Origin of the sequence: Sphingosinicella terrae (assembly GCF_003347635.1) — a bacterium.
GTDB classification, from domain to species: domain Bacteria; phylum Pseudomonadota; class Alphaproteobacteria; order Sphingomonadales; family Sphingomonadaceae; genus Allosphingosinicella; species Allosphingosinicella terrae.
This window is the reverse complement of record NZ_QDFY01000004.1, coordinates 316,950-340,943: the sequence shown is the minus strand read 5'-3', so window position 1 is coordinate 340,943 and position 23,994 is coordinate 316,950. Positions and strand designations below refer to the sequence as shown.

Genomic DNA, 23,994 nt, shown 5'->3' with positions numbered 1-23,994 from the left:
TCGGGAAGCAGGCCCCGCTCCGCGGCGCCGAAACGTCGGACTCCGCCCTTCACGGTTCGGGCCGGCGCGGCGGATGGCGCAGCGCCCCGGTGGGGTCCGCGATTTGGCCGCGATCGAGACGCAGCATCTCCGCGCGCTGGATCCGGGCAAGGAGATGGAGGTCATGCGTGGCGACGATGACGGTCGTCCCCAGCTTGTTGAGGGCGTCGAACAGGTGGAGCAGCCGCAGGGCCATCTCCGGATCGACATTGCCGGTCGGCTCGTCCGCCACCAGCAGTTCCGGTCGCCCGATCACGGCGCGGGCGATCGCGACCCGCTGCTGCTCGCCTCCGGAAAGCGTCGCCGGCCGGGCGCTCGCCCGATCGGCGAGACCCACCCAGGCGAGCATCTCGCTGACCGGTTTCTCGAGGTCCCGCTCCTCGACACCGGCCACCCGCAGCGGCAAAGCGACATTGTCGAAGGTCGACAGATGCGGGACGAGCCTGAACTCCTGGAAGACCACCCCGATCCGTCGTCGAAATCCGGGCAGCCGCCCCCGCGCCATCGTCACGATGTCCTCGCCGAACAGCCGGATCAGGCCGCGGCTCGGCCGCAGGGCAAGATAGAGAAGCTTGAGCAGGGAGGTCTTGCCGGCACCCGAAGGCCCGGTGAGGAAGTAGAAGCCGCCTTCCTTGAGAGAGAAGGTCAGATCGGAGAGCGTCTCCGCTCCGGTGCCGTAGCGAAGTCCAACATTCTCGAACTGCACGATCGACCCGGTCGCGTTCAGACGCCGCCTCCCCGCCGCTCCGCGGCATTCAGGCAAGCCATGGCACGGCCGCCGCTGTGGCTTCAAGCGTCCGAATCCTGCCAATTCCGGCATTTGCTTGCGCGCCGCACCCTCGCCATGCTTAGACGCGCCAAGAAAAACCAGGGCGCGCGCAATCGATGATCCTCACCTGTCCGTCCTGCCAGACACGCTATGTCGTTCCGGACAGCGCGATCGGCTCGACCGGACGGAAGGTGCGCTGCGCAAGCTGCCGGCACAGCTGGTACCAGGAGCCGCCGCCGCTCGATCTCGCCGTCCCCGCCCGGTCTTCCCCGGCCCCGGCGGCTACGCCGACTTCGTCTTCCACATCCCCGCCCCCGGTCGAGCAGGCGGAGCCGGTCCAGCCGCCGCCCAGCTGGGAGCAGGGCGAGGAGGCCGTCGATGAAGCGCCGCCTGCACGTCCTCGGCGCAATCCCGCGCGCCTGTGGACGATTGCGGCGATCGTCTTCGCCGCTCTGGCGATCGCGGCGACGGCGGCGATCATGTTCCTGGATCTTCCGCAGCTCGGCTCGCGCATGGGCATACCGGTCCAGTCGGGAGACCGGCTGAGCATCGTCGACGGTACTGCCCAGACGCGTCAGCTCGAGCGAGGCAACGACATCCTCGAAGTGTCGGGAACGATCGTCAACCAGACCGACGAGGTCCAGCGCGTCCCGCAGATCCAGGCCGCGCTCAAGGATTCCCAGGGGCGGGTCGTCTATTCATGGTCATTCGCCCCGCCCGTGTCCGAGCTGCAGCCGCGCGGGCGGGTGGCTTTCAGCAATGCCAATGTCGGGGTGCCGCGGGGCGGACGCGAGCTCAGCCTCAATTTCGGCCCGATCAGTTAGCCGGTGCCGGCGTCAAGGGTGCCGGCGGTGCTTCCCAGCCCGGTTGTCGCCCGCCCTTCGCGCCGATAGACCTCTGCCGCGAAACAGCCAAGCCGAGGAAGGGGCACGATGCGGATCGGTATCCTGACGGGAGGGGGCGACGTTCCCGGACTCAATGCCTGCATAAGATCCGTGGTTCTTTCCGCCGACGATCTCGGCTGGGAGGTGATCGGCTTCCGCCGGGGCTGGGAAGGGGTGATGGGCATCGACCCGTCGGATCCGGACAGTATCGACAGCTGCACCTTGCCGCTCAGCCGCGAGGCGGTGCGCGGGATCGACAGGATGGGAGGCACCATCCTCCACACGTCACGCACCGATCCGAGGACGAACAAGGCTGGCGACCAGACGCGCCACGTCCTCGACGTGCTCGATCGGCTCGGCGTCGAAGCGATGATCACCCTTGGCGGCGATGGGACCCTGCGCTTCTCCGCCCATCTGGCGGCCCAGGGCATTCCGGTCGTCTCGGTGCCCAAGACGATGGACAATGACGTCTTCGGCACCGACTATTGCATCGGCTTCTCGACGGCGATCAGCCGGTCGGTCGAGGCGATCAACGCGCTTCGGACGACGGTGGAAAGCCACGAGCGCATCGGCGTCGTCGAGCTTTTCGGCCGGCGCAGCGGCGAGACCGCCTTGCTCGCGGGCTTTCTTGCTCAGGTCGACCGCACGATCATCGCCGAGGTTCCGGCCGACCTCGACGTGCTGCTGCCGTTGCTCGCCGAGGACAAGGCGTCGAACCCGGCCCATTATGCGATGTGCGTCATCTCGGAGGGCGCGAAGATCGCCGGCGATGCCGAGGACGAAGGCGACATCGCCAAGTCCGCGATCCTGCGCGAGGATGTCGGCGTCGGCCATCGACTCGGCAAGGTGATCGGCACCCGTCTCGGCAGCGGCGCGGTCGTCCAGGAACTCGCTTATCTGATGCGCGCCGGCGAACCGGACGCGATGGACCGCATGGTCGGCTTCGCCTTCGGCGGCCTCGCCGTGCAGTTGCTCCATCGCGGCGAGAAGGCCCGCATGGTGACGCTGACCGACGGCAATTACGGCCATGTCCCGATCGATACCCTCTTGCATGGGACCAAGTCGGTCGATGTCAGCGCCCTCTATGACCGCGCCACCTATCGAGCGCGGCTGATGCGGGTCGAGGGCATGCCGATGTTTCTGTACTAGACATGCCGCAAGCCTCTGAAAGTCCGGTATTAATATTCAACGGTTCGAATCTCTGGGAGCACCTCTTGCGCGCCCGGCAAGGTTCACCCGGTGGCGTCCAGCCGCCTTTCCAGCGACGGTTGCGGGCGCCATTGCAAGGGGAACAAAGCCTTGCTAGAGGCACCCGCCTGCCAAGCCGGCCCCTGGGTCGGCGGTTCTCAAATGTGCGGTCGTGGCGGAACTGGTAGACGCGCAGCGTTGAGGTCGCTGTGGCCGAAAGGCCGTGGAAGTTCGAGTCTTCTCGACCGCACCATGAACAGGTCGCCATGCCCCAGGGCATGGCTGCGGAGCGCGGGGCGCTTCGCCCCTTGTTCATTTTCGGAAGCCGGGCGCGGCCCCGCCGCGACGTCCGGGGGGACGTCGCGCGAATGATCCGAAGGTCGGGCGCAGCCCGTTCCTCGATGGCATCGCCGCCCCGCTTTATTTCCGCATCTTGTCGCGAAGGGCCGCCAGCGCTCCGAACGGACCGGCTTCCTCCTCGCTCCTGACTCCCGCGGCCTTGAGAGCCTCCCCGGCGTCCGGTGCGCGAGGATAGGGGTCCAGGGCTAGCGAAAGCGTCTCGGCGACCGCTTCGCCCAGATCGATCGACGCGCCGTCATAGAAGACGACGTCCATGTCGGTCTCGTTGAGCTCGACCTCGTCTTCCGCGCGCGCGGCGTCCGGCAGCGGTCGGAACAGGATCTCGAATGGCTCGTCGAGCCGCGCCTCGATCGGCGCCGCGGTGGCGACGCAGCTCTGCACCACCTCGGCCTTCAACCGGCCGTCGGCCCTCGCTTCCATGCCTTTCCGGCTGAGACGGAGATCGGCGGCCAGACGCCGGATCTCGACCAGGCCGAACCGTCGCGCGAGGGCCGCGGCCTCCTCCGCTCGCGCCTCGATCTCCAGGCGCCGCGGCTCGGCCCCAATCGTGTCGACGCGGACGGGCCGGCTGAACTCCGGCGCCGTCACGGCGCTGGCAGCCTGGCGGCGGTCAGATCGGCGAGCGACGCCCCGTCGAGCGCTGTCGCGAGGGCTTCGAGCCGGGCGGCGGTCCAGCCGAGCGCCGGTTCGGACGGCGGGGAATCGTGGAAGACGTTGCGTCGGACAGCAGTCTCGAAGCCTTGGCCGGCCGCTCGAGCAGAACGGAAGGCGTGCAGCCGTCCGCCGAGCGCCCCCATCAGCCGGCCGACATGCTTGCCGACCACATAGTCGCCGATCCCGATTTGCCTGAGGCTGGCATCCATGTCGTCGATGAAGGATTCGGTGAGCAGCACCGACGGCTCCTTGCCGGCATTCCCCTCCGCTTCCATCCGTAGCAGCACCAGGGCGGTGACCGCGGCGACCAGATTGAACCGACCGTCGACCGTGTCGGGAACGCCGCCTTCCCGGTACCAGGCCGGGTCGCGGGCAGCCGTGACGACCGCGCGGTAGAGCGGCTCCAATGCGCGGCGGCTATCCGGTCGCCCAAAGATTCGGTGCAGGAAAGACAAGGTTTTCCTTCAATGATGCGATGCTTGCGCCGGTTGGGCGATGTTCATATTGGAGGAGCTAGTCAAGTCCGCCGGCGGACTGTCCCCAGGAGTGTTGATCGAGATGAGCCTGCCGATTGGATCCCGCGCCGCCCTGGCCGCCATTGTCGGCGGTGCGATCCTTGCCGCCGGCTGCACGCCTATCCGAACGCATCAGGGCTACGTGCTCGATGAGACGCTGGTCGCCGCGATCCAGCCGGGCGTCGACAATCGCGATTCGGTGGTCGGCACGCTCGGCCGGCCGACCTTCGTCAGCCAATTCAGCGATCGCGACTGGTATTATGTCTCCCGCGATACCCGGCAGCTCGCTTTCAACAGCCCGCGCCCCACCGGGCAGACGGTGCTGCACGTCCGCTTCGACGAAGCCGGCAATGTCCAGGGCGTCGAACGCACCGGCATGGAGCTGGTCGAGAATATCAGGCCGTCCTCCGACAAGACGCCGACGCTCGGCAGCGAACGCAGCCTGTTCCAGGAGCTGTTCGGCAATATCGGCGCGGTCGGCGCCAGTGGTCAGCGCGGTCAGACGGCCGACAATCCGCAATAACCGATCGGCCGCGCGTCCCGATAAGCCCGGCGTGAAGGCCGCGCGCTGACGTCTCAGCGAACGATCCGGCCCGCCGCCAGCACTGCAAGCGTCACCAGATCGGAAGCGCTCGCCGTCATCGAGGCGATCTGGACCTGCTGCTTCATCCCGACCAGGACCGGCCCGATCAGCGCGTCCCCGCCCAGCTCCTTGAGCAGCTTGGCGGCTATGTTCGCCGTCTGCAGGCCCGGCATGACGAGAATGTTGGCCGGCCCCTTGAGCCGGCTGAACGGATAGACGCTTTGCAGCGCCGGGTTGAGGGCGACGTCCGCTGCCATCTCGCCTTCATATTCGAAATCGACGTCGTCACGATTGTCGAGCAGCTTCACCGCGTCGCGGATCCGCTCGAGGAAAGTCCCCTCCGGATTGCCGAAATTGGAATAGGACAGGAAGGCGACGCGGGGCTCATGGCCCATGCGCCGCGCGACCTGCGCCGTCTGGATCGCAATCTCCGCCAGCTGCTCCGCGCTCGGCCGCTCCGTTACCGTGGTATCCGCCATGAACACCGTGTGGCTCTGGCCGACCAGGATATGGATGCCGAACGGCATCGTTCCTTCCTTGGGATCCAGCACGCGGCGGATCTGGCGCAGATTCTGGGCATAGGTCCGGGTGAGGCCGGTGATCATCGCATCGGCTTCGCCGACTGCAAGCAGGCAGGCGGCGAAGATGTTGCGGTCCTGGTTGACCATCCGCTCCACTTCCCGGTGGAGATAGCCGCGCCGCTGAAGCCGCGCGTAGAGATAGTCGGCGAGGTCCGAGACTCCGGGATAGTTGCGGCTGTTATAGACCTCGAAGCTCTCCGGATCCTCGACGCCGAGCTGGCGCAGCCGATCGTGGACGTCGTCGCGCCCGACGAGCACCGGAATTCCGTAGCCGCCGTCGCGGAAGGCCACGGCCGCGCGTAGCACGACATCCTCCTCGCCCTCGGCGAACAGCACCCGGCGGGGATCGGCCCGCGCCGCCTCGTAGGCGAGGCTGAGCACGGACGTCGTTGGGTTGAGCCGTGCCCGTAGCGAGGTCCGGTAGCCCGCCATGTCCTCGATCGGCTTCTGGGCGACGCCGCTATCCATGGCGGCCTGGGCGACGGCCGCCGGCACTATTTCCATCAGCCGCGGATCGAAAGGCGCGGGAATGATATAGTCCGGCCCGAAGGTGTGCGCCTTGCCGCCATAGGCCACGGCCACTTCCTCGGGCACCTGCTGGCGGGCGAGGCTCGCCAGCGCCTGCGCGGCGGCGATCTTCATGGCATCGTTGATCGTCGTCGCCCGCACATCGAGCGCGCCGCGGAAGATGAAGGGGAAGCCGAGGACGTTGTTGACCTGATTGGGATAGTCCGAGCGACCAGTGGCGATGATCGCGTCCGGTCGGGCCGCCTTCGCTTCCGGCGGCGAGATTTCCGGGTCGGGATTGGCCATCGCGAAGATGATCGGGCTCTTGGCCATGTCCTCGACCATCTCGGGCTTGAGCGCTCCGGCGGCCGATAGACCGAGAAACACGTCGGCACCCTTGAGCGCATCGGTCAGCGTCCGCGCATCGGTATCGGCGGCGTGAGCGGACTTCCACTGGTCCATCCCGTCCTCGCGGCCTCGGTAGATGACGCCCCTCCGGTCGCACATCACCACATGATCGTGGCGCACGCCCATCGCCTTGATGAGCTCGGTACAGGCGATCGCCGCGGCGCCGGCCCCATTGACCACCACCCTGATGTCCTCGAGACGCCGGCCGGTCAGGTAGCAGGCGTTGATCAGGCCCGCCGCGGTGATGATCGCTGTCCCGTGCTGGTCGTCGTGGAAGACAGGAATGTTCATCCGCTCGCGCAGCGTCTGCTCGATGATGAAGCAGTCGGGCGCGGCGATATCTTCGAGATTGATCCCGCCGAAGCTCGGCTCGAGCAGCTCGACGGCGGAAATGAAACGCTCGGCATCTTCGGTCGCGAGTTCGAGATCGATGGAGTCGACATCGGCAAAGCGCTTGAACAGCACGGCCTTGCCTTCCATCACCGGCTTCGAGGCGAGCGCGCCGAGATTGCCGAGGCCGAGGATGGCCGTGCCATTGGAGATGACGGCAACCAGGTTTCCCTTGGCCGTGTAGTCGTAGGCGCAGCTCGGATTCGCCGCGATCGCCCGGACCGGCACGGCAACGCCGGGCGAGTAAGCGAGGCTGAGATCGCGCTGCGTCGCCATCGGCTTCGAAGCGATGATCTCGATCTTCCCGGGACGGCCTGAGGCGTGGAACTCCAGCGCTTCGGCTTCCGAGAATTTGACGTTGCTGCCTTCGCTCATCGGGCGCTCCTCTTCTCCCGATCCCTTGGCTTCCTTCCGCTGGCTTCGCAAGGGTGGGCGCCGACAAGTTCGTGAAAGGGCGCCGTCGCCGGCAAGGGCGGTCACCGCGCGCTTGGGGCGACGGCCATCGCGCGCGGTTCCTTCGGGGCCGCAAAGCCACTATCGATTCCGCATGGCCACCGCCCGAGCCCGAACCGATTCCGCCCCTACGCCGATGATGGCGCAATATCTGACGCTCAAGGCGGAGACGGAGGGCTGCCTGCTCTTCTACCGCATGGGCGATTTCTTCGAACTCTTCTTCGACGACGCGAAGATCGCCGCCCAATGTCTCGACATCGCCCTCACCGCACGGGGCGAGCATGAAGGCGAACCGATCCCGATGTGCGGGGTGCCGATCCATGCCGCCGAATCCTATCTCGCCCGCCTGATCAAGGCGGGGCACCGTGTCGCCATAGCGGAGCAGACCGAAAGCCCGGCCGAGGCGCGCAAGCGCGGCTCCAAGTCGGTGGTCAATCGCGCCATCGTCCGGGTGGTCACCGCGGGCACCCTCACCGAGGAAGCGCTTCTCGACTCTCGCGCTGCCAACTGGCTCGCGGCCGTCGCGCGGACCGGAGAGCGCTACGGGCTCGCTGCCGCCGACATCTCCACCGGCCGCTTCGAGCTGAGTTCGGTACCGGCCGCGTCGCTCGATGCCGAACTGGCGCGGCTCGCCGCCGCCGAAATCATAGCGGCGGAGCCGCTGCCGGGCGCGCAGGAGCGCCGGACCGGCTTCGACAGCCTTGCCGCCGAGCGCAGGCTGAAGGAACGGTTTGCCGTCGCCACGCTCGACGGCTTCGGCCAGTTCGATCGAGCCGCCTTGTGCGCCGCAGGCGGCCTGCTCGCCTATCTGGACGAAGTTGCGCGCGAGTCGCTCCCCTTCCTCCGCCCGCCCGTGTCGCGCAGCGCTGGCGATCACATGATGATCGACGCCGCGACGCGCGAGAGCCTCGAGCTCACCATCTCGGCCTCTGGGACCCGCGCCGGAAGCCTACTCGCCTGCGTCGACCGTACCGTCACCGGCGCCGGCGCGCGGTTGCTTGCCGCCGATCTCGGCGCGCCCCTGCTCGAGCGCCTCCGGATCGAGGCGCGGCTCGATCTCGTCGGCTTGTTCGAGCGCGATCCGGGCCTGCGCGAGTGGGCGCGGCGACAGCTGCGCGCGCTCCCCGACATCGGCCGGTCGCTCGGCCGCCTTGCCGCCGGTCGCGGCGGGCCCCGGGACCTCGCCCAGCTGCGCGATGGCCTGTCGGAAGCGCGCCGGCTTCACGACCGTCTGGCGGAGATCGTCGACCCGCCTGTGCTCCTCGCCGGCCTGCTGCCGTGCCTGACCGGCCATGGCGCTCTGGTCGATCTCCTGTCGCGCGCGCTGGTGCCCTCGCCGCCGCTGGATGCGGCGCAAGGCGGCTATATCGCCGAAGGCTTCGATTCCGCGCTGGACGCGTTGCGCGCGACCGGGGGCGAGGGCCGCCGGGCGATTGCCGCGCTGGAGGCGCGATATCGCGATCAAACCGGCATTTCGGTGCTCAAGATCCGGCACAATGCCGTGCTTGGCTACCATATCGAGGTTCCGGCCCGCCACGCGGACCGGCTGATGGCCGCGGAATCGGGTTTCACCCATCGCCAGACGCTCGCCGGAGTCGTCCGCTTCAATGCACCCGACCTTCACGAGCAGGCGATGCGGGTGACCCAGGCCGGAAGCCATGCCCTCGCCGCCGAGGCCGAGCATCTCGCCCTTCTTGTCGCGGAGGCGCTCGGCCGGGCGGAGGCGATCGCCGCCGCCGCCGATTCGCTCGCGCGGCTCGATGTCGCCGCCGGCCTCGCCGAACGGGCGGTCGAGGGCGGTTGGACGCGACCCCGTCTCGTCGACGACAATCGCTTCGAGATCGAAGGCGGCCGCCATCCGGTCGTCGAGGACGCGGTTCGCGGCGCCGGCGGCCGCTTCGTCGCCAATGATTGTCGCCTGTTGGAGGATTCGCGGCTGTGGCTGGTCACCGGCCCGAACATGGGCGGCAAGTCGACTTTCCTGCGCCAGAACGCCCTCATCGCCGTGCTCGCACAGGCCGGAGCCTATGTGCCGGCCGTGAGCGCGACTCTCGGCCTCGTCGATCGGCTGTTCAGCCGGGTCGGCGCCTCCGACAATCTCGCCCGCGGCCGCTCCACCTTCATGGTCGAAATGGTCGAAACCGCGGCCATCCTCGCCCAGGCCAGCCCGCGCAGCTTCGTGATCCTGGACGAGGTCGGGCGAGGCACCTCGACCTATGACGGCCTCGCCATCGCCTGGGCGGTGGTCGAGGCGATCCACGACAAGAGCCGCTGCCGCTGCCTGTTCGCCACCCATTATCACGAGCTCACCCGGCTCGCCGAGCGGCTCGACGCGCTGACGCTCCACCATGTCCGCGCCCGCGAATGGAAGGGCGAGCTGGTTCTGCTCCATGAGCTGGCCCCGGGGCCAGCCGACCGCAGCTACGGCATCGCCGTCGCCAAGCTGGCCGGAATGCCGCCGGACGTGCTCGCCCGCGCCCGCTCCGTGCTCGCGAAGCTGGAAGAGGGGCGCGCCGCCACCGGCGGCATCGCCGCCGGCCTGGACGACTTGCCTCTGTTCGCGGCTGCGGCGCGGGAAGAGCCGCAGGCCGACGCCCTCCACGTCGCACTTGCCGAGGTCGAGCCGGATTCGCTCAGTCCGCGCGAGGCGCTCGAGACCCTCTACCGGCTGAAGCGCCTGCAGGCGGAGGAAGGACTATGACCGGGAGAACGGTCACCATCGCGCACCGGCGCCAGATCATCGACCGCCGCGCGCTCGCCGAGCGGCTGTCGATGGCCGACCGCGCCGCCGCCGTCGGGCTGCTCAAGGAGGCGCTGACCGCCGGCCGGGCCGAGATCGCACGCCGCCTCGACGAAAAGCCCTATGCCGGCAGCGAGACCGCCTCCGCTTATGCCTTCCTGACCGACCAGATCTTGCGCCTGGTCTACGATTATGTCGTCGAGCGGCTCCATCCGCTCGCCAACCCGACCACGTCGGAGCGGCTGCTGCTGATGGCGGTCGGGGGCTATGGCCGCGGCGAGATGGCGCTGCATTCGGACGTCGACATCGCCTTCGTCACGCCATGGAAGCCGACCGGCTGGACCGAGAACGTCGTCGAATCGATCCTCTATCTGCTCTGGGACCTGGGCCTCAAGGTCGGTCAGTCCACGCGCAGTATCGAGGAGCTCGTGCGCGCGGCGGCGGAAGACCACACCATACGCACCGCTATCCTCGAATCGCGCTACGTCTGGGGCGACGAGGCGCTGTTCGATGAGGCGCAGGGATTGTTCTGGAACAAGGTCGTCTCCGGCAACGTCCGCGCCTTCGCCAAGGAGAAGCTGGACGAGCGGGACGAAAGACACCGCCGCATGGGCGACAGCCGTTACGTCGTCGAGCCCAACGTCAAGGAAGGCAAAGGCGGGCTGCGCGACCTCCACGCCCTCTTCTGGATCGGCAAGTTCGCCTATCACCTTCGTTCGAGCGCGGATCTCGTCGATGTCGGGCTGCTCTCGCGTGACGAGCTTCGCCAGTTCCAGCGGGCGGAGCGTTTCCTCTGGGCCGTTCGCTGTCATCTTCACATCATCGCCGGACGCGCCGAGGAACGGCTTACCTTCGACTATCAGCGCGAGATCGCGCAGCGGATGCGCTACGCCGACCGGCCGGGCAAGTCGCCCGTGGAGCGCTTCATGCGCCACTATTTCCTGCATGCGAAAATGGTGGGCGATCTTACCGGCGCCTTCCTGGCCCATCTCGACGAGAAATTCGCGCGCCGCGGCCAGCGCCTGCACCTGCCGCCGATCCTGCGCCGTCGCCCGCGCAAGCTCGAAGGCTTCCTGCTCGACCGCGGCCGACTGGCCGTGCCGGACGACGCCTTCCTGGCGGAGGATCCGGTCCGCCTGATCCAGATCTTCGCGCTCGCCGACCGCCATGGGCTCGAAATCCATCCGCTGGCGATGCGTGCCGCCGCGCGCCAGGCCAAGCTGATCGACGCGGACGTTCGGGTCGATCCGCGCGCCAACGCCTTGTTCCTGGAGGTCCTGACCTCTCCGCGCGATCCGGAGACGGTGCTCCGGTGGATGAACGAGGCCGGCGTGTTCGGCCGCTTCATCCCTGATTTCGGCCGCGTCGTCGGGCGGATGCAGTTCGACATGTACCATCATTATACCGTCGACGAGCATTCGATCCGGGCGATCGGGCTATTGTCCAGGATCGAGCGCGGCGAGCTCAAGGAGGATCATCCGCTCGCCACCGGGCTGATGAAGCGGATCGCGTCGCGCCGCGTTCTTTATGCCGCGGTGCTCCTCCACGACATCGCCAAGGGCCGCGGCGGCGATCACAGCCTGCTCGGTGCCGACGTGGCGCGGGCGCTTTGCCCTCGGCTGGGACTCACCGAGGCGGAGACCGAAACCGTCGCCTGGCTCATCGCCAAGCACCTGCTCATGTCCGCCACCGCGTTCAAGCGTGATGTCACCGATCCGAAGACCGTCCAGGATTTCGTGGCCCAGGTGAAGAGCCTCGAGCGGCTGCGGCTGCTCTACGTCCTCACCGGTGTCGACATCAGGGCGGTGGGTCCGGGCACCTGGAACAGCTGGAAGGCGCAGCTGCTCCGGGCCCTGTTCGAGGCGGCGGAGGAGATGCTTCGGCTCGGCCACAAGGAATCCGGTCGCAAGGAGCGGGTCGCTTCGATCCAGGAGGCGCTCGGCAGCCGTCTCGGTTGGGAGGAGAGCCGCTTCGGGCGGCTCGTCTGGCGCCTGCCGGACAGCTATTGGCTCGCCGAGCCCGCCGAGGTCCTCGAGGGCAACGCCCGGCTGATCGATGCCGCCGATCGGGATCCGGAGCGCGTCAGGCCGATAGAGTGCCGCGTCCTGACCGATCGCGGGGCCACCCTCGTCACCGTCTACGCGAAGGACAAGCCGGGCCTCTTCTACCGGGTAGCCGGGGCGATCAGCCTGGTGGGCGGGAACATCATCGATGCACGCATCCACACCACCGATGACGGGATGGCGCTCGACAACTTCCTCATCCAGGACATTTCCGGCGCGCCGCTGGACGATCCGCGACAGCTCCGGCGGCTGGAAGAAGCGGTGCTGAAGGCCGTCGAGGGCCAGGAGCCACTGCGTGAGCGGCTCGCGGCACGGCCGCTGCCTCTCCGGAGGGCGGAGGCGTTCGATATTCAGCCGGCCGTGTTCATCGATAATCTCGCGTCCAACCGCTACACCGTGATGGAGGTCAATGCGCGCGATCGCGCGGCCTTGCTGTGCGAGCTGGCCCAGGCGATCACCGAATCGAAGGCGGTGATCCGCAGCGCCCACATCGCCACCTATGGCGAGCGCGCGGTCGACGTCTTCTACCTGACCGACCTCGCCGGCGGAAAGATCGACCACCCGCCTCGGCTCAAGATGCTCCAGAACCGCCTGCTGAAGGCGGCGTCGGGCGGTTCTTCCCGCAAGCAGGCGGCCTGATCGCCCCTTCCAAATGAGAAGGGGCCCCCGCCGTTGCCGGCGAGGGCCCCTGCTTCCTCTCCCTGGGTATCAGAAGCGGAAGCGGCCGGTGATGCCGTAGGTCCGCGGCTCGGCCAGATAGGCGGAGAAGATCTGCCGGCCGCCGGGAAATTGCGGGTCGACGAAGGGCGCCGAGCTCGCGCCCGCCTGGAAGGGCGAGTTGAAGGCGACCTGGGCGTAATTGGTGTCGAACAGGTTCTGCGCCCACAGCTCGACCGACCAGCGCTCGTTATCGCCGCGGATGCCGACGCGGGCGTTGATGATCGCGTAGCTGTCCTCGGCCTTCTGCGGGAACAGGTCGGAGCCGGTATTATAGTCGCTGGTGACGCGGCCATCGACGTAGAACAGGCCGCTGAGGCCGGAATTGCCGAGCCGCGGCGTCCACGCGAACGAGCTGGTGAAGACCAGCTCCGGGGCGTTGGACAAGCGGTTGCCCGGCAGGATCCGAAGCGCCGGGTCGAGCGGAACGCCTGATTCGTTGCCGACCAGATTGTCGCGATAGCGGGTATTGGTATAGGTCATGCCGAGGGTGAGGTTCATGTCGCGGCGCGGTCGGAGGACGGCCTCGACTTCGACGCCCTCCGAACGCACGCCCGGCCCGACGTCGTCGGGAGCGCAGGTGCCGGTTGCCGCGCTGAGATCCTCATCCGCGCCGTCGCCGCCGACCAGATTCGAGCAGCCGTTGATGTTCTGCACCAGGAAGACGGTGCCGTTGAACGTGTTCAGCTGGAAGTTCTGGAAATCCTGGCGGAAACCGACGACGTTGAGCGTGACCGGCCCGCGCGAATATTTGATGCCGATTTCATAGGCATCGTTGATCTCCTGGTCGAACTGGAGATTGCCGACCAGAGCCTGAGCGCCGCCCACGGCGGCGAAGGGGATGATCGGTACCTTGAGCGCGGAGCGATCGAGATTGAAGCCGCCCGCCTTGTAGCCGCGCGAGTAGCTCGCATAGAACATGACGTCGTCCGTCGGCCGCCAGGACAGGACGCCGGTGCCGGTGAACTCGTCCTCGCTGCGGCGGTCGTCGATGCTGACGCCGTTCAGCTCCGCGGTCGAATTGCCCTGACACGAGAGGCCGAGAATACCGTCGATGACCGGCACGAGCCCGGCAAGCGCGGGGTTGGTCGGGTCCCGGAGCGGCAGCAGCGCCTGCTGGTTCTGCACGCAGGCCAGGTTGTCGTTGGTGAACGCCGCGTCGAACCGCTTCCGCTCGTTCGTGTAGCGAAGGCCGACCGTGAAATCGAGCTGGTCGGTGATGTGGAAGATATTGTGCGTGAAGAAGGCGTAGTTGCGGCTGTCCTGCTCGTAGACGTCGCGGATGCTGCCGCGATCGTTGATGCCGTCGAGCCGGTCGAACGCAGCGAAGATCACCGGCGAGACCGGGCCGAACAGGGCCGGCCGGGCCGCGAGACAGCCCGCCGAGCCGGGTGAATAGAGCGCGGCGAGGGCGCTGCCCGAGATGATCCGGCACGTGGCGAAGCGGCCGTAATCGTCGCCGAAGCGCAGATTGTCGGCGACGGTCAGATTCTCGTTGGCGTAATATGCGCCGACCAGCCAGTCGAACCGCCCGTCGAAGGCCGAGCCCTGGAGGCGAAGTTCCTGGCTGAAGGTCTCGAAGCCGCGATTGAGGCCACCCCCCTCGGGATCGCGATAGAGAATGTCGACCGCGCCATAGTCGAAGTCGCCGGGCTGCTCGGCCTGATAGTCGCGATAGGCGGTGATGGAGGTCAAGGTCGCGCCGCCGAGCTCCCAGTTCACCTCCATCGAGATGCCGGCATCCTCGGTCTCGCCGCGATAGGTCCGGCCCGGGCTCACGTAGATGCGGCGGCTATAGGGGTCGCTGAACCCGGCCAGCGGCTGGCCGAGATCGCGAAGAACGTTGATGATGTTGTTGCCGTTCGGGTTGATCTGTCCGGGACCGACGAGGATCGGGGTCGCCGGCTCGTTGAGGTTGCCGATCAGCGGATTGGTGTCGCGGTCGAGATAGACCGCGCCACAGCAGGATTCGTCGCGGGTGGTATAGTCGGCGATCAGCCGGATCGAGAGCGCGTCGTTGGGCTCGAAGAGCAGCTGGCCACGGACGAAGAGACGATCGCGGTCGTTGACGTGCGATTCGGTGCCGCCCTGAGGGTCGTCGACCGTCAGAAAGCCGTCGCGGCGCGCGTAGACGGCGTCGAGGCGGAAGGCGAGCGCCTCGCTGATCGGCCCGGTCACCGCACCCTGGGCGCGGACATTGTCGTAATTGCCGTAGGTCAGCTCGGCCATGCCGCCGAACTGGAATTCCGGGCGGCGGGTGATGACGTGGATGAGACCGGCCGACGCGTTGCGGCCGAACAGGGTGCCCTGGGGTCCGCGAAGCACCTCGACCCGGTCGATCTCGCCCAGCTCGTTGAGGCCGATGCCGCTGCGCGAGCGATAGACGCCGTCGATGAAGACCGCGACCGAGCTTTCGAGGCCCGGATTGTCGCCGACCGTGCCGATGCCGCGGATACGGGCCGAGCCGTTCGCTTCGGATCCGGTCGAGGAAACGAGGAGCGACGGCGCGAGCTGGTTCAGCTGGCGGATGTCGTTGGCGCCCGAATTCTGCAGTTGCTCGCCGCCGACCGCCTGGACCGCGAGCGGAACGTCCTGGAGCAGCTGGCGCCGGCCCTGCGCCGTGATGACGATATCCTGCTCCGCCTGGCCTTCCTCGACCGAGGCGGCCTCGGTGCCGCTGGGGCTGGTGGTGGTTTGGTCCTCGTTCTGCGCATGGGCCGGCGTGGCGAGGGCGGCGAGGCCGGCGGAAACGAGCCAGAAGGTCTTCGACATGGAAATTCCCCTCCCAAGGAATAGCTGTTTTGGATGCTTTGGCTCGAATCTTATCTCATTGTGGCCCTTTCGCCAGCGAAAAAACCGCAGTTTCCCGTAGGTTTGAGCGCCTCATTGCAAATCGGCAACATAAGAGTTGCATGTTGAAACGGGACGCCGCGCTTGCCGCTACGGAATGCTGACCTCATCCGCCTCGGGGTTTTGTCGCGCCCAAACGCAAAGAACGCGCCCGGATCACGGGCGCGTCCTGTGGGAGCGTTAACATGCGGGTAAGGCGGCTCTCGCCGATCAGCGCGGCGCCAGCACCATCAGCATCTGGCGGCCTTCCATGCGTGGATGCTGCTCGACCTTGGCGAGCTCGGCGACATCGCCCTGGACGCGCTGGAGAAGCTGCATGCCGAGCTCGCCATGCGCGAGCTCGCGCCCACGGAAGCGCAGGGTCACCTTGACCTTGTCACCCTCGCCGATGAACTCGTGGATCTTGCGCATCTTCACGCCATAATCATGGTCGTCGATGTTCGGACGCATCTTGATCTCCTTGATCTCCTGCGTCTTCTGCGACTTCCGTGCGAGATTGGCCTTCTTCTGCGCCTCGTACTTGAACTTGCCCACGTCGAGGAACTTGCACACCGGCGGATCGGCGTTGGGGGAAACCTCGACGAGGTCGAGGCCGACCTGCGCGGCCTGCTCGATCGCTTCGGCGGTGAGCAGCACTCCGAGGTTTTCGCCATTTTCATCGATCACGCGCACGCGCGGCACGGAGATGAACTCGTTGAAGCGGGGGCCGTTGAGCGGCGGGGCGGCGGGGCGCCGGGCAAGGGGCGGACGTATGTTGCAGTCTCCTGAAAGCCTTCGGGGTCGCGGGCAGCTTGCCATGCGGCAAGCAGGCCGCGATGCCTTCACCTAGTGAATCAGGCGAGTGATTGAAAGATGCGGTTGGAAGGCCGGCGACATATTTGCGCGAAGCGTCGCCGATTCGCCGCACATTGCCGTCGCCGACGGCGGTGGGGCCCGATCAGCGCGCGTCGGGCGGCAGCGCCTCCGCTCTCAACCGCTCCACCGCAGCCTCGACCGGCAGCACCTCCTGCCGCGCATCGGCGCCGAGCGGGCGCAGCGCGATCGTGCCCTCCTCGGCTTCGCGACGGCCGACGACGAGAAGATAGGGGACCTTGCGCAGTGAATGCTCGCGCACCTTGTAGTTGATCTTCTCGTTGCGAAGGTCCGATTCGACGCGCAGGCCCGCGGCCCGAAGGGTGCGCGCGACCTCTTCGGCATAATCGTTGGCGTCGGAAACGATCGTGGCCACGACCGCCTGGACCGGTGCCAGCCAGAGCGGGAAACGCCCGGCATGATGCTCGATCAGAATGCCGATGAAGCGTTCGAACGTGCCGAGGATCGCGCGATGGAGCATCACCGGACGGTGGCGCTCGCCATCCTCGCCCACATAGGAGGCGTCGAGCCGCTCGGGCAGCACCGTGTCGGCCTGGATCGTGCCGACCTGCCAGGTCCGGCCGATCGCATCGCGCAGGTGGAACTCGAGCTTTGGCGCATAGAAGGCGCCCTCTCCCGGCAGCTCCTCCCACCCATATTCCGCCGTGGCCCGGCCGGTGGCACGGACGGCGTCGCGAAGGATCTGCTCCGCCTTGTCCCATTCCGCGTCCGTGCCGAAGCGCTGCTCGGGCCGCAGCGCGAGCTTGATCGCATAGGAATCGAAGCCGAGATCCCGATAGACGCTGTCGAGCAGGTCGCAGAAGGCGCGTATTTCCTCGATGAGCTGGTCTTCGCGGCAGAAGATATGGGCGTCGTCCTGGGTGAACTGCCGCACGCGCATGATGCCGTGCAGCGCCCCGTGCGGCTCGTTGCGGTGGCAGCAGCCGAATTCTGCCATGCGGATCGGCAGATCGCGATAGGATTTGATGCCCTGGCGGAAGATCAGGACATGCGCCGGGCAGTTCATCGGCTTGAGCGCCATCATGTCGGCTTCGCCGGACACGATCGGGCCTTCGTCTTCGGTGCTGGGTATCTCGTCGGGCACGACGAACATGTTCTCGCGATACTTTCCCCAGTGCCCCGACTGCTCCCACTGGCGCGCGTCCATCAGCTGGGGCGTCTTGACCTCCTCGTAGCCGGCCGAATCGAGCCGCCGCCGCATATAGGCTTCGAGCGCGCGCCAGATGACGAAGCCGTTCGGATGCCAGAAGACGGAGCCGTGGGCCTCCGACTGGAGGTGGAACAGGTCCATTTCCTGCCCGATCTTGCGGTGGTCGCGCTTGGCCGCCTCCTCGAGGCGGACGAGATGCTCCTCCAGCTGCTTCTTGCTGAGCCAGCCGGTGCCGTAGATGCGTGACAGCATCGGCCGCTTCGGATCGGCCCGCCAATAGGCGCCGGACACCCGCGTCAGCTTGAAGGCGTTGGGATCGAGCTTTCCCGTCGAGGCCAGATGCGGCCCGCGGCACATGTCGAGCCATTCCTCGCCGGAACGGTAGACGGTGAGCGCCTCCCCCTCGGGAAGCTCGGCCGCCCATTCCGCCTTGAAGGTCTCGCCATGGCTCTGGAACCAGTCGATCAGCTGAGCGCGCGTCCACGCCTCCCGCACCAGCGGCTTGTCGGCGCGGATGACGCGGCGCATCTCCTCCTCGATCGCCGGCAGGTCCTCCTCGGTGAATGGTCCGCGCTCCGGCGCTGGGGCGAAATCGTAATAGAAGCCGTCCTCGGTCGCCGGGCCGAACGTGATCTGGGTGCCGGGAAAAAGTCTCTGGACCGCCTCGGCGAGGACATGGGCATAATCGTGACGAACCAGCTCGAGCGCGTCGGCCTCATCCTTGGCCGTGACGATGGCCAGCTCGGCATCTCCCTCGATCGGCCGTGAAAGATCGCGCACCTCGCCGTTGACGCGCGCCGCAAGTGCCGCCTTGGCAAGGCCCGGCCCGATCGCCGCCGCGATATCCGCCGGCGTGGTGCCCGGCTCGACCTCGCGCACCGAACCGTCGGGGAGTGAGATCCTGATGAGCTGGGTCATGGCGTGGGCTACGGCTTTCCTGTCCTGAGGCTGGCGCATGAGATAGGGCCCCCGGCCTGTCAAGCAATGCGGCGACGCTTCCGCCCCTCGCTGCGCCGCTCTACAGGCACGGCATGAGCGATCCATTCAGCAGCGGCGAGCCCCATCGTCTCGCCTTTCGCCACCGCCCTGGCCGCGGCCCGACCCTGATCTTCCTGCCCGGCTACATGTCGGACATGGAAGGGAGCAAGGCAACGGCGCTCGACGCCTGGGCCGCCGAGCAGCAGCGGGCGATGCTCCGCTTCGACTATGCCGGCTGCGGCGCCAGCGAAGGCGATTTCGAGGCTCAGACCCTGCACGGCTGGCGGGCCGACGTGCTTTCGATGATCGACGAGGTGGTCGAGGGGCCGGTCGTGCTGGTCGGATCCTCGATGGGCGGCTGGCTGATGCTGCTCGCCGCGATCGCCATGCCGCAACGGGTCGCCGGCCTGGTCGGCATCGCCGCCGCGCCCGATTTCACCAGCTGGGGCTTCACCGAAGAAGAGAAGCTCACCATCCTGCGCGAAGGGCGGCTCTTGCAGCCCTCGCCTTATGGCGAAGCCCCGTCCGTCACCACGCGCGCCTTCTGGGAAAGCGGAGAGTCGCTGCGCGTCCTTCACGGCCCGCTCGGGATCGACTGTCCGGTCAGGCTGCTCCACGGCCAGAAGGACGAGGACGTGCCCTGGACCTGGTCGCTGGAGATCATGAACCGCGTCCGTTCAGCCGACGTGCAGACCCTGCTCGTCAAGGACGGCGATCATCGCCTGTCCCGCCCTGCCGACATCGCCTTGCTGATCGCGACGGTGGGCACCTTGCTGGAGTCGCTGTGAACCTGATCCTGCTCGCGATCGCCGTCCAGGCGGCGGCGCCCGAACTGCCGCCGGCCCCGCCTGCGGCGGATGCCGCCGGCCGCGAGGCGCGTTTTCGCGAATGCGCGCAGCTCGCGCGGACCGATGCGGACCGTGCGGTGGACTTCGCCAATGGCTGGCGCCTCCAGGGCGGTGGCATCGAGGCCCGCCAATGCCTCGGCCTCGCTTATGTCGCGCAGGAACGCTGGGCACCCGCGGCCACCGTTTACGAGCAGGCGGCCCAGGATGCGATCGCCGCCCGCGACGCCCGCGCCGGCGACTTCTGGGCCCAGGCCGGCAATGCCTGGCTCGCCGCAGGCGAGCCGACGCGAGCGATCCAGGCGCTCGATTCGGCGCTGGCAGCGCCGGGGTCGAGCGACGAGCTGAAGGGCGAGGTCCATATCGACCGCGCGCGCGCCCTGGTCGCCCTCGGCAACGCCGCCGGTGCCCGCGATGATCTCGACCAGGCGCTGCGGCTCGTCCCGGCCGACCCCTTCGGCTGGTATCTCTCGGCCGCGCTGGCCCGCCGTTCCGGCGACCTTGCCCGCGCCGGCACCGACATCGCTCGTGCCATGGAGCTTGCGCCGGACGACCCGAACGTCGTCCTGCTCGCGGGTACGGTCGCCGGCCTCAACGGGAACATGGCAGAGGCCGAGCGTCTCTACCGCCGCGTCGTCGAGCTGGCGCCGGAGAGCGAAGCCGGCCGCGCCGCCGCCGCCAGCCTTGCGACGGTGCGCGAGATCGAGGTGCCGCCGACGCCGGCGCCTCCACCGCCCTCCTCGGCGCCCCAGTCCAGGTAAATTCCGCCTCTACTGGCCGGCATCGTGCGGGTCCGGACAGACTCCGAGCCGCGATCGGCTCACATGCGGAGCGTTTCCTCCAGCAGATCCGCCCGCTGCGCGGTCAGCCAGGCTGCCAGTCCGTCCCGCGACGCCTCGGGAAATCTCGTCTCGGCCAGCTCAAGGAAGGCATCGCGATAGTCGAGCCAGGCCTGCTGGGCCTGGTCGCCGGCATCAGCCGGCCGAGACGTGAACTCCCTCTCCCGGAAGGAGGCTTCCAGCGCCAGGCGGGCACGATGGAGCCGCTCCTCTTGACCGGCGAGGCCGGCAAGTTGGGGAACCGCTTCGCCGGCTGCGAGCTGACCGAGCATGTTCGTATGCTCGTCGCGCAGCGACTGATGGATGCCGTGCTGCATCATATTGTCTAGCGTACCGGTCGTCCAACTCTCGGCAACCTGGCTTTCTAGATAAGACTCGAAAAGACGCTCGACCTCACTCAGTCGCTGCCGCTCCGCGACGGTCCAGTCGAGGCTGATCGCCCGGACTGTCGCCTCGCGCCCCGCCCGACTGCGCCGGGCTTCCCGTGCGGCGCAGGCAAACATTCCCGGATCGGTCACCGTGTCGTCGCAAAAATCGAAATCGTCCACGGCCCAATTCTCGGCTTGGAGCCGTGACAGTCGGTCGATCCGGCCGACCATATCCGCCGTTCCGACGTTCAGGCCGCAGGCGAGATGCGTCGCCACATCCAGGTCGCGCGCCGCGCCGACCCCATTGGCGTAGATCGTCATCAGCATGCCGCGTCCATGGAAGGGCTCTTCGGGCATGGCTGCCTCGGCCTCGACAAACGCGCAGAGACGTGCGCGCACGGGATCTGCGGTCATGCCGATCCCGTAATAGAGGGCCTCCGATCTACACCCTCGTAGCGAAACTCGCATTTCCGCATCCGGCGCATCGGTCGTGGGCGGCTCCCGGCTGCGGACGGAACGACAGATGGCCTGAGTTCGATCGTCGTCCTGGTCCACGGCATACCGGGCGGCATCGCCCCAGTCCCAAGGTCGTCCGCCGGTATCGACGATACGAGTCCATGGTGCGGACAGTTTCCCCGAAGGATGCCCGAAAGAGTCCGCCTCGACTGGTGCGGGCGATCTCGCCGCATCGACGCGGGGCGCTTCGCGGCTCGAGGCGCTTTGTGCCGCCTCGCTCTCCGCGACCGCCTCGGCTCCAAGGACGAACAGGGTGACGGCTGCGAGTGTCGCCAATCCCGCCGCCACGCGGACATACCCAAAGCGGCGGATGAGTCGGTTCATCACGTGCTTCCCCTTCGCGACCTTTGGACCCGCGGGCAATTCGCCGTTCCCTCGACAGGCTTGTCGGCGAATCGTCACATCATAGACGTTGAGCGAACGAGAACAAAGCAGGAAACTCGGGCGGCGGTCGGACATAGGCGCCGCTGATCACAAGATCGTTTGCCGATGCGCGAACGCTGGCCGACGATTGGGAAAATCGGGATGCGACCCTGCGTTCGGCGAGGGAAGCCGCGTGCCGCTCGAGGCGTCAGTCCAGGTAGAATTCGATTGTCGTCACCACCCGGACCTTCTGGAAGGGCGAGTCGCGGCCGCCATAGCCTTCCTCGACCGAATCGCCGTCGCGCGGGCCGATCGAGAAATAGCCCTGGGTGGCGGAGCGGATGCCGCCGACGGCGGTGCCCGAATCGCTGGCGAAGCGCTCGGCGCCGTTGCGGGCGTCCTGGGTCGCCTGCGCGATCATCTCCGGCTTGATCCGGTTCAATTGGGTGAAGACGTACTGGATGCCCGAGCCTTCCTGGATCGCGACGCCGCCGCGGATCAGGTCGAACTGGCGCGCATAAGCCTGCCGCGCCCGCCCTACGTCGGTGGTGCGCAGCTGGATGCGACGATTGATCGTGATGTTGTTTTCGCCGCGATTGCTGTCGAAATATTGGCTGACCGAGCCGCCGCCGTCGGTCACCGCATCGCCCGAAAAGCCGACCCGGCGCAAGAAGTCGGTGACGGTCCGTGCGTCGCGGTCGATCTCCGCCTGGACCGCGGAAAGGTCGCTGCCCTGGGCAGTGAAATTGACCGTCCAGTTGGCGAGGTCGGCATTGACGTCGCGCTCGGCGAGTCCGCGGACGGTGACGGCCCGATCCGCCATCCGTGCCCGCCTCAGCCCGTCGCCGAGCAGATAGCCGCCGAGGACGATGCCGATCGCGAGCACGATCGCCGCGACCAAAGTGACGTTGCGATACAGCGCCGTGCCATCAGCCATCTGCCCCTCCATTGCGCGCGGGCTTCCCGCTGCACCACCATGGAGTCGCGCCGATGAACCGTGCATTTATAACGATCAGTCGACGGTCGTCCCAACGAGGCGATCCGCGGGATCCATGTCGAAGGGAAGAGTGGTCGAACCCAAGTCAAGGGAGCTGTCCAGCGACCAGCGGTCTGGGCGGGTGCGTCCGAGCCAGGTCGCAAGGCGAGCGCGGCTCATCCCCGGAAGCCGAAGTCGGGCGACGGCGATGAATGCGTCACGATAGCGACGCCACGCCCGCTCGGCGCGATCAAAATCCGCCGGGCCGCGTTCCCGAAAGCTATCGCCCGGTTGCTGCGAGCGAGCATGATTGTAGGCAAGCCTCCGCCGAGTCGCCTCGATCTCCACCGATGAGTAGTCGGGAACACCATTCGACACCAAGGTACGAAGCTCCGCTATGAAGGTGTCTTCGACATCCTCCACTCCGCTCCAGTAAATCCATCCCGCGGGTGACGCATGGTAATGTGCCGCATGGCCATGGGCGTCAGCGTAATCATCTTTGGCACGCACGAGCTCCGTCAGGGCAGTGCGGTGACTCGCTGGCCAGCCCCCCGTGAGTGCGCGCAACTCGTTCGCGCGCCGTTCGCGAGCGAGCCTGAGATAGTAATAGACGCCGGACGCGCCCGAGAAAGAGCTACGATCATCGATGACATAGTCGAAGTCGTTCCCCGTCCAGCCTTCTTCCCGGAGCCGGTGGAGCCTGAGAACCCGATAATGCATCTCTTCTGGCTGGGTATCGAGTCCGCAGGCGAGGTGAATGGCCAGATCCATGTCGCGACGAACGCCTTCTGCATTGGCATAGACGTTCATGAGGACGAACTGACGCTCGAATGGCAGGTCCGACGATTGGTCGGACAGGGCACATTGCCGCGCGCGCACCGGATCGCGGGTCTCAACCGTATCGTAGTAGAGGCTTACCGCACTGCATCCTGATAGGGATCGCGCCAGGCTTGGGCCTGGACGATCCGCTGTCGGCACCTGCCGCGAGCGAACCGTCCGGCAGATGGTTTGGGACCGGTCATAGTCCGGATCCTGCGCCAGCTGATCCGTCGCTTCGCTCCAATCGCTAAGTGGCTCATCCTCCGCCGCTTCATTGGCGGGATCCATCTCAAGCTCGACATGTCCTTGTGCCCCTGCCTCATCCTGCGGTCTCACCCAGTTTGCCAACGGCGGCTTTGCCGGCTCTGGCTCGGTGCCTTTGCGAAGAACCGTGCCGGCCAAGAGCAGGACGAGTAGGGGCGCAGCGATCGCCGCAAGTGCGTTGTCCACGTCACGCCTGATCCAGGCGAACAGCGTCCTCACGCTTGAGCGTGCAGGAGCGAGCATCATCCTCTCCATGGCGGCTTGGCGACGAGTCGTGCCATTATAGGGTCGAAACGACCGGA

17 protein-coding genes and 1 tRNA gene are annotated in these 23,994 nt (G+C 67.2%); 8 read left to right on the top strand and 10 right to left on the bottom strand.

The window, feature by feature from the left end; translation table 11 throughout:
• Positions 1 to 49: 49 nt before the first annotated feature.
• A complete protein-coding gene (gene ftsE / locus DDE10_RS11730) occupies positions 50 to 748 on the bottom strand; it encodes a cell division ATP-binding protein FtsE (RefSeq protein ID WP_284734621.1) in 699 nt (232 codons plus the stop codon).
• A 176-nt stretch (positions 749 to 924) separates the two neighbouring features.
• Between ftsE and DDE10_RS11725 the strand changes: the two genes are divergently transcribed.
• From DDE10_RS11725 to DDE10_RS11715, 3 genes are all read left to right on the top strand, one after another.
• Positions 925 to 1,632 carry a DUF3426 domain-containing protein gene (locus tag DDE10_RS11725; protein WP_114952947.1) on the top strand — a complete coding sequence of 236 codons (708 nt, stop codon included), beginning with the start codon at positions 925 to 927 and terminating at the stop codon, positions 1,630 to 1,632.
• Positions 1,633 to 1,740: 108 nt separating this feature from the next.
• Positions 1,741 to 2,841: a 6-phosphofructokinase gene (locus DDE10_RS11720; protein WP_114952946.1), complete on the top strand. Its 1,101-nt coding sequence runs from the start codon at positions 1,741 to 1,743 to the stop codon at positions 2,839 to 2,841.
• Positions 2,842 to 3,046: 205 nt separating this feature from the next.
• Positions 3,047 to 3,133 (top strand) — tRNA-Leu (locus tag DDE10_RS11715).
• 167 nt (positions 3,134 to 3,300) lie between these two features.
• On the opposite strand, the gene DDE10_RS11710 is transcribed toward DDE10_RS11715, so the two are convergent.
• Positions 3,301 to 3,828 (bottom strand): YceD family protein, encoded by a 528-nt coding sequence (locus DDE10_RS11710; RefSeq protein WP_114952945.1) that lies wholly within the window; start codon positions 3,826 to 3,828, stop codon positions 3,301 to 3,303.
• Positions 3,825 to 4,301 carry a ubiquinol-cytochrome C chaperone family protein gene (locus DDE10_RS11705; protein WP_284734609.1) on the bottom strand — a complete coding sequence of 159 codons (477 nt, stop codon included), beginning with the start codon at positions 4,299 to 4,301 and terminating at the stop codon, positions 3,825 to 3,827. Before DDE10_RS11705 ends, DDE10_RS11710 begins: the two co-directional genes overlap by 4 nt.
• 151 nt (positions 4,302 to 4,452) lie before the next feature.
• Here DDE10_RS11705 and DDE10_RS11700 point away from each other — a divergent pair, with 151 nt between their 5' ends.
• Positions 4,453 to 4,932 carry an outer membrane protein assembly factor BamE gene (locus DDE10_RS11700; RefSeq protein WP_284734608.1) on the top strand — a complete coding sequence of 160 codons (480 nt, stop codon included), beginning with the start codon at positions 4,453 to 4,455 and terminating at the stop codon, positions 4,930 to 4,932.
• A gap of 53 nt (positions 4,933 to 4,985) precedes the next feature.
• Here DDE10_RS11700 and DDE10_RS11695 read toward each other — a convergent pair whose 3' ends face one another.
• Positions 4,986 to 7,253: an NADP-dependent malic enzyme gene (locus DDE10_RS11695; protein ID WP_114952942.1), complete on the bottom strand. Its 2,268-nt coding sequence runs from the start codon at positions 7,251 to 7,253 to the stop codon at positions 4,986 to 4,988.
• 172 nt (positions 7,254 to 7,425) lie between these two features.
• Here DDE10_RS11695 and mutS point away from each other — a divergent pair, with 172 nt between their 5' ends.
• Both mutS and DDE10_RS11685 read left to right on the top strand, forming a co-directional pair.
• Entirely contained in the window at positions 7,426 to 10,032 is a 2,607-nt protein-coding gene (gene mutS / locus DDE10_RS11690) for a DNA mismatch repair protein MutS (protein ID WP_432653728.1), read from the top strand.
• Positions 10,029 to 12,773, top strand: a complete 2,745-nt coding sequence (locus DDE10_RS11685) for a [protein-PII] uridylyltransferase (RefSeq protein ID WP_114952940.1) — start codon at positions 10,029 to 10,031, stop codon at positions 12,771 to 12,773. The genes mutS and DDE10_RS11685 overlap by 4 nt, the downstream gene beginning before the upstream one ends.
• Positions 12,774 to 12,842: 69 nt before the next feature.
• On the opposite strand, the gene DDE10_RS11680 is transcribed toward DDE10_RS11685, so the two are convergent.
• From DDE10_RS11680 to thrS, 3 genes are all read right to left on the bottom strand, one after another.
• Entirely contained in the window at positions 12,843 to 15,623 is a 2,781-nt protein-coding gene (locus DDE10_RS11680) for a TonB-dependent receptor (protein ID WP_114952939.1), read from the bottom strand.
• Between the two features lie 288 nt (positions 15,624 to 15,911).
• A complete protein-coding gene (gene infC, locus DDE10_RS11675) occupies positions 15,912 to 16,499 on the bottom strand; it encodes a translation initiation factor IF-3 (RefSeq protein ID WP_114952938.1) in 588 nt (195 codons plus the stop codon).
• A 139-nt stretch (positions 16,500 to 16,638) separates the two neighbouring features.
• Entirely contained in the window at positions 16,639 to 18,642 is a 2,004-nt protein-coding gene (gene thrS / locus DDE10_RS11670) for a threonine--tRNA ligase (RefSeq protein WP_114952937.1), read from the bottom strand.
• Between the two features lie 113 nt (positions 18,643 to 18,755).
• Between thrS and DDE10_RS11665 the strand changes: the two genes are divergently transcribed.
• The gene (locus DDE10_RS11665) at positions 18,756 to 19,490 is read left to right on the top strand and encodes an alpha/beta hydrolase (protein WP_114952936.1); all 735 of its coding nucleotides are present in this window, start codon (positions 18,756 to 18,758) and stop codon (positions 19,488 to 19,490) included.
• On the top strand, positions 19,487 to 20,308 hold the full coding sequence (locus DDE10_RS11660; protein ID WP_284734607.1) for a tetratricopeptide repeat protein: 822 nt from the start codon (positions 19,487 to 19,489) through the stop codon (positions 20,306 to 20,308). Before DDE10_RS11665 ends, DDE10_RS11660 begins: the two co-directional genes overlap by 4 nt.
• A gap of 59 nt (positions 20,309 to 20,367) precedes the next feature.
• Here the strand turns inward: DDE10_RS11660 and DDE10_RS23460 are convergent, their stop codons facing one another.
• The 3 genes from DDE10_RS23460 to DDE10_RS11645 form a co-directional block, all read right to left on the bottom strand.
• On the bottom strand, positions 20,368 to 21,729 hold the full coding sequence (locus tag DDE10_RS23460; RefSeq protein WP_162806570.1) for a hypothetical protein: 1,362 nt from the start codon (positions 21,727 to 21,729) through the stop codon (positions 20,368 to 20,370).
• Positions 21,730 to 21,841: 112 nt separating this feature from the next.
• Positions 21,842 to 22,570 carry an SIMPL domain-containing protein gene (locus tag DDE10_RS11650; RefSeq protein WP_114953021.1) on the bottom strand — a complete coding sequence of 243 codons (729 nt, stop codon included), beginning with the start codon at positions 22,568 to 22,570 and terminating at the stop codon, positions 21,842 to 21,844.
• Positions 22,571 to 22,645: 75 nt separating this feature from the next.
• Positions 22,646 to 23,935, bottom strand: coding sequence for a hypothetical protein (locus tag DDE10_RS11645; protein ID WP_162806569.1), 1,290 nt, complete (start codon positions 23,933 to 23,935; stop codon positions 22,646 to 22,648).
• Positions 23,936 to 23,994 lie beyond the last annotated feature (59 nt).

Excerpts from the sequence above, each read along its gene's own strand:
- DDE10_RS23460 (WP_162806570.1), bottom strand. The coding sequence starts at position 21,729 with ATGTCCGACCGCCGCCCGAGTTTCCTGCTTTGTTCTCGTTCGCTCAAC.
- mutS (WP_432653728.1), top strand. The coding sequence starts at position 7,426 with ATGGCCACCGCCCGAGCCCGAACCGATTCCGCCCCTACGCCGATGATG.
- DDE10_RS11645 (WP_162806569.1), bottom strand. The coding sequence starts at position 23,935 with ATGCTCGCTCCTGCACGCTCAAGCGTGAGGACGCTGTTCGCCTGGATC.
- DDE10_RS11685 (WP_114952940.1), top strand. The coding sequence starts at position 10,029 with ATGACCGGGAGAACGGTCACCATCGCGCACCGGCGCCAGATCATCGAC.
- DDE10_RS11665 (WP_114952936.1), top strand. The coding sequence starts at position 18,756 with ATGAGCGATCCATTCAGCAGCGGCGAGCCCCATCGTCTCGCCTTTCGC.
- DDE10_RS11700 (WP_284734608.1), top strand. The coding sequence starts at position 4,453 with ATGAGCCTGCCGATTGGATCCCGCGCCGCCCTGGCCGCCATTGTCGGC.
- DDE10_RS11650 (WP_114953021.1), bottom strand. The coding sequence starts at position 22,570 with ATGGCTGATGGCACGGCGCTGTATCGCAACGTCACTTTGGTCGCGGCG.
- thrS (WP_114952937.1), bottom strand. The coding sequence starts at position 18,642 with ATGACCCAGCTCATCAGGATCTCACTCCCCGACGGTTCGGTGCGCGAG.
- DDE10_RS11695 (WP_114952942.1), bottom strand. The coding sequence starts at position 7,253 with ATGAGCGAAGGCAGCAACGTCAAATTCTCGGAAGCCGAAGCGCTGGAG.
- DDE10_RS11720 (WP_114952946.1), top strand. The coding sequence starts at position 1,741 with ATGCGGATCGGTATCCTGACGGGAGGGGGCGACGTTCCCGGACTCAAT.
- infC (WP_114952938.1), bottom strand. The coding sequence starts at position 16,499 with ATGGCAAGCTGCCCGCGACCCCGAAGGCTTTCAGGAGACTGCAACATA.
- DDE10_RS11680 (WP_114952939.1), bottom strand. The coding sequence starts at position 15,623 with ATGTCGAAGACCTTCTGGCTCGTTTCCGCCGGCCTCGCCGCCCTCGCC.
- DDE10_RS11725 (WP_114952947.1), top strand. The coding sequence starts at position 925 with ATGATCCTCACCTGTCCGTCCTGCCAGACACGCTATGTCGTTCCGGAC.